Origin of the sequence: Calidifontimicrobium sp. SYSU G02091, assembly GCF_022631395.1 — a bacterium.
In the GTDB taxonomy this organism is placed as follows: domain Bacteria; phylum Pseudomonadota; class Gammaproteobacteria; order Burkholderiales; family Burkholderiaceae_C; genus Calidifontimicrobium; species Calidifontimicrobium sediminis.
Genome location: NZ_JALBGB010000052.1, coordinates 1 through 10,755, shown reverse-complemented (window position 1 = coordinate 10,755; position 10,755 = coordinate 1). Strand labels below are relative to the sequence as shown.

Annotated in this window: 8 protein-coding genes; all 8 read right to left on the bottom strand. The window is 62.9% G+C overall.

What is annotated here, in order from left to right; all coding sequences use genetic code 11:
• Positions 1-163 precede the first annotated feature (163 nt).
• Entirely contained in the window at positions 164-523 is a 360-nt protein-coding gene (locus MOJ79_RS18295) for a transposase (protein WP_235823583.1), read from the bottom strand.
• Between the two features lie 111 nt (positions 524-634).
• Positions 635-1,882, bottom strand: coding sequence for a glycosyltransferase family 4 protein (locus MOJ79_RS18290; protein ID WP_241925447.1), 1,248 nt, complete (start codon positions 1,880-1,882; stop codon positions 635-637).
• A complete protein-coding gene (locus MOJ79_RS18285) occupies positions 1,860-3,512 on the bottom strand; it encodes a heparinase II/III family protein (RefSeq protein ID WP_241925446.1) in 1,653 nt (550 codons plus the stop codon). Before MOJ79_RS18285 ends, MOJ79_RS18290 begins: the two co-directional genes overlap by 23 nt.
• A gap of 58 nt (positions 3,513-3,570) precedes the next feature.
• Positions 3,571-5,682 (bottom strand): bi-domain-containing oxidoreductase, encoded by a 2,112-nt coding sequence (locus MOJ79_RS18280; RefSeq protein WP_241925445.1) that lies wholly within the window; start codon positions 5,680-5,682, stop codon positions 3,571-3,573.
• 2 nt (positions 5,683-5,684) lie between these two features.
• Positions 5,685-7,589, bottom strand: coding sequence for an asparagine synthase (glutamine-hydrolyzing) (gene asnB, locus MOJ79_RS18275; protein ID WP_259374580.1), 1,905 nt, complete (start codon positions 7,587-7,589; stop codon positions 5,685-5,687).
• 14 nt (positions 7,590-7,603) lie between these two features.
• Positions 7,604-8,536, bottom strand: a complete 933-nt coding sequence (locus MOJ79_RS18270; protein WP_241925443.1) for a glycosyltransferase family 2 protein — start codon at positions 8,534-8,536, stop codon at positions 7,604-7,606.
• A gap of 1 nt (position 8,537) precedes the next feature.
• Positions 8,538-9,440, bottom strand: coding sequence for a class I SAM-dependent methyltransferase (locus MOJ79_RS18265; protein WP_241925442.1), 903 nt, complete (start codon positions 9,438-9,440; stop codon positions 8,538-8,540).
• A 25-nt stretch (positions 9,441-9,465) separates the two neighbouring features.
• Complete coding sequence (locus tag MOJ79_RS18260; RefSeq protein WP_241925441.1) at positions 9,466-10,653, bottom strand: hypothetical protein; 1,188 nt, start codon at positions 10,651-10,653, stop codon at positions 9,466-9,468.
• Positions 10,654-10,755: the final 102 nt, after the last annotated feature.

The following is a 10,755-nucleotide window of genomic DNA, read 5'->3' as shown; positions in this document are numbered from 1 at the left end:
TTGACGACCACGCCGCGCCTGGCCAGCTCGAGCGTCACGCGCCGATAGCCATAGCCCGGGAAATCGTCCTGGATGTCGCCGATGAGGTCGACCAGGTCGCTGTCGCTGATCGGCGGCGTGTGAGCCGTGGGGCGGTAGTAGAAGGTGCTGCGCGGCAGGTCGATCACTTGGCAGCTCCTTCGGATGGAGCAGCCCTCGGGCCGCTGATGATGGAGGAGTTCTCGTTGCTGCTGACGAGTCGCAGCCGGGGCGCTTTTTTTAGAAGGTCCAGCTCCATGGTCAGTTGCCCGACCTTGCGCTCCAGGGCAGCGATCTTCACTTCGTAGTCCGCGAGCACCGACGCCTCGACCTCGTCGATGTCGAGCTCGCCGCGGTCGTACTGTGTCAGCCAGAACTGGATGAGGTTGGCCGACAGGGTGTACTTGCGCTGGGCCTCGCGCCGGGTTATCTGCCCGGAACGGATCTGCTGACAAACCTGAAGCTTGAACTGCGGCGCGTGGCGCCGGTAGGGTGCTCGGGACATGGACCTTCTCCTGATGAAGGCCCAGCCAGCGTATCAGTCCGCCTTCCCCTTCCTGTCCAGACTCAGGGGTTCACTCCAAAGGGGCGGCAGGCGTGGATCAGGGCGGACCGGTCAGGTTTTTGAGCGCACAGCCCCACCAACTGCCTGTTGGATGTGCGCGAGCATCCGCATCGCCAGCACCGCGCGGTCGTATCGTGGTGCCGCCTTGAGGCATCGTACCCGGTAACTCTCCAGCAAGTCGCGATTTCCCTTCATCGCGAGCAACGTCTTGGCCAGTTGTTCTGCATTCTCGGGCTCGAAGATGCGACCAACACCCTCCCGCTCGACGATCTCGGCCGATTCGCCGGTGACGCCATGCAGTACCGGCACACCCATGCTCATGCATTCGAAGAGCTTGGACGGAATGACGCTGGTGAATAGCTCCGCACGTCGAAGATGAACGATCGAAACGTTTAGCAGTGACCAATAGCGCGGTATCTGATGCTTGGGGACGGTGTCAAGAAACAAGACGTTGTCGAGGCCGAGTCTTTCTGCTTCCGCCTTCAGCGCTTTCTTCTCCGCTCCGTCCCCTAGCAAGACGAAGACCACGTCCGCGCCCTCTGGCTGGGCTTTGAGCTGGCGTGCCGCCTCGAGAATGGTGCGAAGGCCATGGGCCAACCCGTGAGTACCAAGATAGCCGGCAACGAACTTCCCGTTCAGCCCAAGGTCGCGAGCCAGTGCATCGTCCTTCGTTCGCGGTGCAAAGTGCGACAGATCGACACCGTTGGTGATGACAACGATCTTGTCGCCACTGATGCCGCGGCGCTCCAGATCACGCTTGAACGAATGTGTGACAGAGACGATGAGTGCAGCGCGCCGGTACAGAAACAGCTCCAGGCTTTCTAGCCACCTGAGCAGCATCGGCGATTGCATCGCTCCGACGGCGCGAATCGACTCGGGCCACAGGTCGCGCAGCTCGAACACGAAGGGAACCCGCTTGTAGCGGCTGACAGCGTACGCCGCGCAAGCGGTAAAGAACTGCGGTGAGGTTCCCACGATCACATCGACGTCGCGCACGAACGGCGCGGCAAGCACCGCCGCGATCATGAAGCTCATGTAGTCGAGGGTCCGCCGCAGAAAGCCCTCGTTTGCAGTGATGTAAGTCCAGACCCGGATGACCTCAATGCCGTCGACGTTCTCGCGCTGCCATAGGCGGTTTCGATAGCCTGCGAAGACCTGGCCTTTCGGAAAATTCGGCGCGCAAGTGATGACGGTGACTCGGTGGCCGGCTTTGACCCACTCGCGTGCGTGCTCGTGGGTACGGCTCGCCGGTGCATTTACCTCCGGCGGGAAGTTGTCAGTCAGAAACAGGATGTGCATCCGCTGTCCACTGCCAAAGACATCTCGACCTTCCTGCCGCCAGCGTCACTTCGAGCGTCTGGACCGACATCAGCACGCCGAAATGCGATGCATGTTGCGAGGTAGACGCCCGGGCATCGCCGACTTCGATCTCGATGTGTGCCACGTCGCTGGCGTGATCCCGCACGTGCCACCGCTTCGCCGATCCGGTGGGCACGAGAGCAAGCCCCGGCGCCAAGTGAAACCGTGCAATCGCCGGATGAAAGTCGGGGGTCACCGCATCTTCGACAACCAGTTCGCCCGCGCCCATGGACCAGCGCCGACGGTGGACCGGCGAGCCGTGCAGAAAGCGATACCCGTCGTGGACACCTTCGACATCCCAGCCATTCACGCGAATCGGTCCGGGGCGTGCCCGCCGGCCGACACGGAAGCCACTCCACACCTCCGATGAATCGACTCCAGCCACTTCAACGGTGCTGTGCCACGCCGTGCCTCGTTCCCGAAGCCGCTGCTCGCTCAAGCCATAGCGGGAAGTTCCGCCGTTGACGACGACACGGCGCCCACCGACCGACAACTCGAAGGACAGCGTATCCGCGTGCCCGTGGCCGAGCAGATAGTCGGGCCCGAGCGGGGCAATGTCCAGCAGCGCTACTGCAGCACCTCGCGCGATCCGCACGTAGCCGCTGGACTCCAGGACTGTAACCCCCTCGCGTGGCGCATGCAGCGCCGATATGCCAAGTCTCGCCGCGAATGTCTCGAGCTCTGCATTCGCAGGCGCCACGCCCTCGGCGGCATCGTTGAACAGGGCGATGCCGCCGTCCGGATGGCTCATGCACCGGAGCCATCGCAGCATCGCTGCTGCGCTCGCGCGCAAGACCGGTTCCAAGTTCCGCGCCGGCGACGAACTCGGGGCACGCGCGCCGATGAGGTCTAGCAGGTCGAGCACGTCCTCCAGAAACAGCGCGTGGTACATCGGACTGCGCTCGAAGTGGCCACCGTCGTTCAGCACCTGCTCGCGCAACTCACGCTCGATGATGCGCTGCCCCTCGGAAATCCATGCCTGCGCCTCGTCTCCGTCAAAGAACAGCCCCGCGAACATCAGCGCCTTGGCATTCGCAAACAAGTGATTGCCGAGCAGATGCCATTCGAGCCGTCGCCTCAGCCAGCGCGCTTGCACGGCGAGGCTGTGAATCCAGTGCTCGCGAGCCGGTGCGCCTTGGAGGAACCACTTGATCCAGTTGACGATACGCAGCGATGTTGGATAGGGCTCCCATGCGGTTCCTCGGCCGGGCGGGTTTTCTTCCAGCCACCGGTCGATCAGCGCTGCATGCCACAGCCGCCGCTCAACCGCATCGCGCGCATTCAGATCGTCGAAGTAGTGCAGGTTGTAGCGCCAGAGCCGCTCTATACCCGGGTGATCCCAGCCGCAAGCGTCAAGATCGCGCTCTTCGTTGAGGAACCTCAGGCGCGTTGGCCCCAGCATGCTGGCTTCCCGTCGCGCCGGGGCGAACCAATTCCCAGCCGCGGCGCGCAGCGCCGGCGCCGGGCGCAAGTCTGGTGTAGGTTTGAGAAGCCTGAATCGCGCCCGACCTGCAAGCTGAATCGGCTTGAGGTGCTTGAGCGTGCGCCAATACGTGCCGAAGCTCGTCATCGATCCAGCGCGCCGTTCGACGGGCTTCGGACCGCCTTCATCACCATCGATCCTGGCATCAGCGCAATGCGTTCGCGACATCGATACTGACGCGTCCGACTTCCAGCAGCTCTGCGAGAGGGATCGGCGCCGCGCCGCCTTGACGTACGGTGTCGACGAATGCTTGGATACAGGCGGACTGCCCCTTGTCTTGGCGCCAGAGATTCATCTTTCCGAAGCCGGGCCAGCCGAAGCCGATCAGCCTGCGGAAATTGTCTAACTGCAGCACGCGCTCTGCGACAAAGACCTCCAACCGTTCTTTCGGAAACCGCTTGTTCCCGTTGGCCAAATAGTGAACAGTGCCTATCGACCCGTCTGCAAAGCGCACACTGATCGTCGCGCTGTCGCGCGTGATACCAGGCAATGCCTCGACGTGAAATGACGCGATCGGTGCATCGGCCAGGAAACGCAGCAGGTCGATGAAATGACACCCTTCGCCCAGGATGCGCCCACCACCGACTTTCGGATCCTGCGTCCAGTGGCCGGTGGGAATGGCGCCGGCGTTGACGGTCATCACGAGGGCCTTCGGTTCCGGCGTGGAAGCCAGCAGGGCCTTGATTCGTCGCACCTGCGGCGCAAAGCGGCGGTTGAACCCGACCATCAGCAGTTGGCCCGGTGCATTCAAAGCCGCGTGCTCGATGCGCTCCAGTTCCTCGTGTGTGAGCGCCAGCGGCTTCTCTACGAACACATGCTTGCCAGCGGCCAGCGCCCGCACCACATAGTCCGCATGCGTGTCGTGCCGCGTGGCGATGACGACGGCATCGATGCGTGCATTGCCGAAGACGTCAGCGTCCGCGTCGGTCGAAGCGAAAGCAAAGCCATTCTTCTTGCCGTGGTGCCAGCTCGACACGCCGGCACTCGAGACGATCGTGTCCAGATGCGCGCCAGCGTGCTTGAGCGCCGGAATCAGCATGCGCGAGCCGTAGTTGCCGGCGCCGATCACCGCGAACGCGGCTTTTCCGCTTCGCGCAATGGGGAGCGAGGCGTCGAGCGCCACGCGTCGCGGTGCTTCGCCATCCGGTGCACCCATGTACTGCAACACGATGCCAAGCGCCGTACGGTCATTGACCAGCATGTCGTAGGCGCGTGCCGCTTCGCGCACCGCGAAACGGTGGCTGATCAGTGGCGCGACGTCGAGCTTTCCATCGGCCAGCATCGTCAGCACCGCCTCGAAATTGCGCTGCTCGGTCCAGCGCACGAATCCGAGCGGGTAGTCGTTGCCTTGCTGCTCGTACGCCGGATCGTAGCGTCCGGGGCCGTACGAGCACGACACCTGGAACGTCAGTTCCTTCTCATAAAAGTCGGCGCGGTTCAGCTCCAGCCCGGTCACGCCGACGAGCACGATGCGCCCGCGCTTGCGGCTCATGCGCGCGGCCTGCGCGATCGGCTCGCTCGACTGCGTGGATGCGGTGACGATGACGCCGTCCACGCCGCGACCGCCGGAGAACGCCAGACCGCGTGCGACCGGATCTTCGCCTCGCCCGAGATCGCACACTTCGGCGCCGAAGCGTTTCGCCAGCGCAAGCTTGCCCGCGTCGAGATCGATGCCCATCACGCGACAGCCGTGCGCGCGCAGCAGTTGCACGGTCAGCAGCCCGATCAGCCCGAGCCCAGTGACGACGAAGCACTCGCCGAGCGTGGGCGCCGCCAGCCGGATGCCCTGCAATCCGATGGCCCCCAGAACCGTGAATGCCGCGGCTTCGTCGCTGACGACGTCCGGCACGCGTGCACACAGGTTCTGGCCCACGCGCACGATCTCGGCGTGCGGGCCATTGGACACCACGCGGTCGCCAACCGAGAAACCTTCGACACCGGTGCCGACCTCGAGCACCACGCCGACGTTGCAGTAACCGAGTGCCAGCGGCTGGTCGAGCTTGCTGCGCACCGCCTCGAGCGTGGGGAACAGGCCGTCGGTGCGCACCTTGTCCAGCACCTGCTTGACCTTCTCCGGCTGCTGGCGCGCCTTGTCGATCCAGGATGCACGGCCGAAGTCAACCAGCATCCGCTCAGTGCCGGCGGAGACTAGGCTGGCGCGCGTGGCAATCAGCAGCGTACCGCGTGCTGCCTGCGGCGCGGGCACGTCGGCAACCAGCGTCTCGCCGCTGGCCAAGTTCTGCAGCAGTTGGAGCATCGTCAGTTCTTCTTGTCCAGGAAAATCCGGCACCACAGCTCGATCGAGCACAGCGCCAGCAGCGGATAGGCCGCATCGATGCGCCCGGCCGCGTCGTGCTCGCGCAGGCGGGTCACCGCGGCGGGATCGAACAGTCCCCGCGCCGCGAGGCTGCGCTCGGACAGCAGATCTTCGACCATGTCGCGCAGCTCATGACGAAGCCAGCGGCGCAGAGGGACGCCAAAGCCGGTCTTCGGCCGATGGATCACGTCGCGGGGCAAGTCGTGCCGCATCGCCTGCTTCAGGATCCACTTGCCCTGGGCGCCATGCTGCTTGAACCTCTGCGGCAGGCTCGCGGCCAGTCGCATCAAGTCGGGATCGAGGAAGGGCACGCGCACCTCTACGCCGACTGCCATACCCATCTTGTCCGTGTAGTTCAGGTTGTGGTCACACAGGAAATGCTTGGCCTCGAGGAAGAGCATGCGATTCAGTGGGTCGCGCTCGGCCTGGATCGCGCCCAGGCTTTCCATCAGCGGCGCGATGGGCGACCAGCCGTCCAATTGCGCGCGCACCGCCGGCGCCAGCAGCGGCGCCGAATCCGCTCGCCGCAGCCACGCGAAATAGCTAACCAGCCTTTCGTCACCGGCAAGCTCCGCATCGCCCAACGCGCGGCGCAAGCGCCGGAAGAACGGGTTGCCGGCCGGCAGTGCGCGCGCAGCCGCTGCCAGACCGGTGCGCGCCGGTCCTGGCAGCCAGCGCCACCAGCGCTCCTGCACCATCGCGTGATGGCGTCGGTAGCCGGTGAAAATGTCGTCGCCGCCAGCGCCCGACAGCAGCACCTTGATGCCGTGCGAGCGTGCCAGCTCGCAGATCATCAGCGCGTTGAGTGGCGCCAGGTCCGCCTGCGGCTCGTCGAGGTGCCACACCATGCGCTCGAAGTGCGAAACGATCTCCGGGCCGACGCGGATCGTGTGCAGATCGACATCCAGATGGGCTGCCACGCGCTGTGCATATGGCAGGTCATCGACGAAGCCCTCCTCCTTCGTCGAGTGTGCTGTTTCGATCGTGAAGCACTGAATGCGCTGCCCGTGCGCGTGTCGCCGCGCAAGAGCCACGATCGCGCTCGAATCCAGTCCCCCCGACAGAAACGCGCCCACCGGAACGTCAGCCACCATCTGCCGCCGCACCGCTTCGTCGAGCGTCGCGCGTACGGCCAATGCCGCCGCTTGTGCGTCCCCGTCGAAGCACGGCGTCGGATACGGCAGCTCGTAGAAACGCCAGCGTTCGGCGATGCGGCCGTTGCGCACCAGCAGTGCGCAGCCCGGCTCGAGCTTTCGCACCGCGTGCAGCATCGTGTAGGGCGTGGGGCTCCACAGGTAGGTGAGATACAGCCAGACGGCGCGGGCGTCGATCGAACGGTCGACCTCGGCGCATGCGAGCAGCGCCTTCAGCTCGCTGGCGAAGACAAAACCCGACGGAGGCTGGGCGTAGTACAGCGGCTTGACTCCTGTTCCATCGCGCGCCAGTAGCAGAGAGCCGTCGCGTGCATCCCAGATCGCCAGCGCGAAGATGCCGTTGAGTCGTGGCAACGCGTCTGGACCGCACGCCAAATACAGCCGCAGGATCACTTCGGTATCGGAATGGCCGAAGAACCTGACGCCGGCCGCTTCGAGTTGCGCGCGCAGCTCGCGATAGTTGTAGATCTCGCCGTTGTAGGCGATCGTGACGCCGGTGGCGCTGTCCGTCATCGGTTGCGCGCCGGTTGGCGACAGGTCGATGATCGCGAGCCTGCGATGCGCGAGCCCGATCGCGCCATCGGACGAGAAATAGCTGCCGTCGCCGTCCGGACCACGATGCGCGACCGCAGCGCTCATCCGCGCCAGCAGGTCGCGCTCGAAGCGACCGGAAAACCCTGCAATCCCGCACATCGTGGCGACGCTTTTTAGGTCGTGCCCGGCGTTTTCGGATGGCCGCCCGTGGCAGCTTCGCCTCCGTCGTCCTTCAGCGTCGAAACGACTCGCTTTGGCGACGTTTCATCGGCGCGCCGAAGAAGCCTTTGCTCCAGCCAGAACGCATCGATCAAAAGCGGGAACCACAGCGCATGCAGGAAGTGAAAAACGAAAGCCTCCTTCCCGTCGAGGAATCCGCCGCGCAGCAAGTAGCGGTAGACAAAGTAGAGCCACGGTCGCACGAACGGTGGCAGCCGCTCCCAGAGGTGCCGGCGCAGCCAGCGCTTGCGCTCGGCCTGGGTGCCCCACAGCCGCGCGCCGATCTCCAGCTGCCTGCGGCCCTGCTCACGCTTGAGCAGCTCTTGCGCTTCGCGCCGCGCGTAACGGACATGCTTGGCGATCCAGTCGGCCAGGTTCTTGCGGTCTTCGTGGATGAAGTCGTGCTCCAGGTACGCCAGCGGTGGCTCGACGATCAAGTGTTCGTTCACGCCGCGCTCTTCGCAGCGACCCTTGTCCCGGCGAAACAGGCGCAAGATCCAGGTCGGGTAGTAGCCGCGGCGGATCCAGCGGCCCATCCAAATGAATCGCCACTTGATGTAGAAGCCGTTTTGTGGCGGATTGTCGGCAATGACGGCGGCGATCTCCTGCTTCAACGCGTCCGGCATCCATTCGTCCGCGTCCAGGAAAAGCACCCATTCGTGACGGATCGGCAACGTCAGCGCGTGGTTGCGCTGCTTGGCATAGTCTTCGAATTCGTGCTGGTAGACCTCGCAACCAAAGTCTCGGGCGATGGACACCGTTCGATCGGTGCTCAGGCTGTCGAGTACGATGACTTGCTCGCTCCAACCGCATACCGATGTGAGTGCCTGGGGCAGATTGACTTCCTCGTTGTGGGTGAGGATCACGACCGTCAGCGGTGTGCTCATGTCATTCTTCCGAACGCGCGACGGCGAGCAGTTCATCCCCATGTCCGAATCGTTCCTGCAGCCAACGTAGGGGCCAAATCAAAAGGCCGCTTCCAACCATCGCTAAGCGATAGGGGTGCTCGAAGAAAAACCGCCAGTGAGATTTTCTGCTGGGGTTTGTGGCCAGTGTGGGGGGGGCTTCAGACGATCGTATGCCGGCTGCGGTGCGCACAAGCGTGAGGAACCACGCCGAAAAGCTTTCGTGACTACCGATACGTACGACCACGAATCGTGCGCTTTCCAGTGCGCGTCGCAATGTTGTGGCGTCGAAATAAGTGAGATGGTAATATGCATAGCAATTCCATCCCGGGAATTTTGCCTCCCAGCAGGATACGTTCGGAACGGTCACATGGAGGGTTCCTCCCGGAGTCAGGCGCTCACGTGCGATTTGCAGAAACCCGACCGGGTCGCTGACGTGTTCGAGCACATGATGCATGCACACGATGTCGAAAGCATGCCTCGGCAGAGCTGCAAGATCGCCACAGTGCACCGGTATACCGGTGCGCTGCGTGACGCGTGTCGCAAGCGACCGAGATAAGTCACACCCCATCGGCTCGAAACCTGCCTTGCGTGCGGCATCCAAAAAGCTTCCACTGCCAACCCCGATCTCAAGCAGTCGACCTTGGGTGACTCCGGCGCGCCGCAGGTTGGCCAGATACCGCCGGCTTTTGACTGTTTCGAACCAGCGCACCCAGAACGAACGCTGAGGCTCATACTGATCACCGAAGGCCTCTTCGTTCAGCGTTCGGTCAAGCTGAGGTGCAAATGCACGTCGATCAATGATGAACCCGCAGCCGACACAACGTAAAAGACCGAAGTGGTGATTGGCAAAATGGCTGTTCGCGCACAAGGGGCAAGTCTTCATGGCGTTATTTGGAGGCGCCATCTCTTTACCGAGTCTCAAGGTCGTGATGGTTGACTCTGAGCGTCGCCCAGCCGAGTCCGAGGGCAAACAAGATGCACCCCGCAGCGAAGCCGATCCCAACCCCGGCCGTCAAGCCCAGCGCGATGACACTTGGCGCCATGATCACATTGAAATACAGAATGAAATTCTTTTCTCCCCATCCCAATAGGGTGCCGCCCAACAGTGGTGCCAAGGCGTATAGCGGCGCGAATGGAGCAAGCCAGCGAAATTGTGTTGATGCGGCATTCAGTTGCAGCAGATGGTTTACTATCAAAGGATAGATCGCCCATAATGCGATACACGCAGTTGCTGTGGCTGTTGTTGCCGCGGCGATCAGTATTGGCGTTCCCATCGATGGCCCATGTGAGCGAGATGTCCTGCGTGCAATGGCTTGCATGAGAGGGGCATTGACGGGCAAGGCGTAGCCTATCGCGCCACTCAACGTTTGAAGAATGCGAAATTCAGCAATCTGCACAGCACCAAGCTGAAAACTCGCCAGCATGAGCATGCCAGGACCCAGAGAGAGTTGCGTCACACGAGGGGAAAGGTTCGCCAGATAGACCGATCCTAGCGGAGGGGTGGCATGGCCTGTTTGTTGATTGGTTCGCAGTAAAGTCTTTGCGGTTTGCCTGACATCTTGGTCCCATAGCAGAACGAACAGCACAGCCATTTGAACGAGGCATAGCATCGCCAAGTAACCGCTCACATCGGAGAGCCAAAGCAGAGGCAATGCGAAAAAGGTGGCGGCAAGCGCAGCCAGTTGGTGTGCTGCCAAGATGCGAAGTCGCATTCCGGCAAAGGCGATGGCACGCAACCCGGTGTTGATCAAGACCAGTCCCACGAACAATACGAGCAGTCCTGACTGGGCGGGCGATGCGTGTCGCGTCACCCCGTAGAGCAGTGAGGCCACCGCGATCACGGGCGCGCAGATCGACAAGTGTTTGGCGCTGCGGCGCAGAATCTCCATGCGCTCGTGCCGCCCTTCTGCTGCAATGGCGGCGCCGTTGACCATGGGTTCGAGCAAGCCCTGGGACAAAAATGGCAGAACCACTAAAGCAACGGCTTGGCCATAAGACTCTGCGCCCATCAATACAGGTGCCAGGATGTTTTGTGCCAGCAGCGACGACGCGGAAGCTGCCTGTGCAATACCACCTGCGATCAGGATCCTACGCATACGATCTGACTTTTCGCGGCTCTATGCCGTTTTGTGTGGAAACGCTTCGCGTCATGTTGGCATCGCCGGCGCGAACGGACTGGCCGGCAGGTGCTTGAGCTT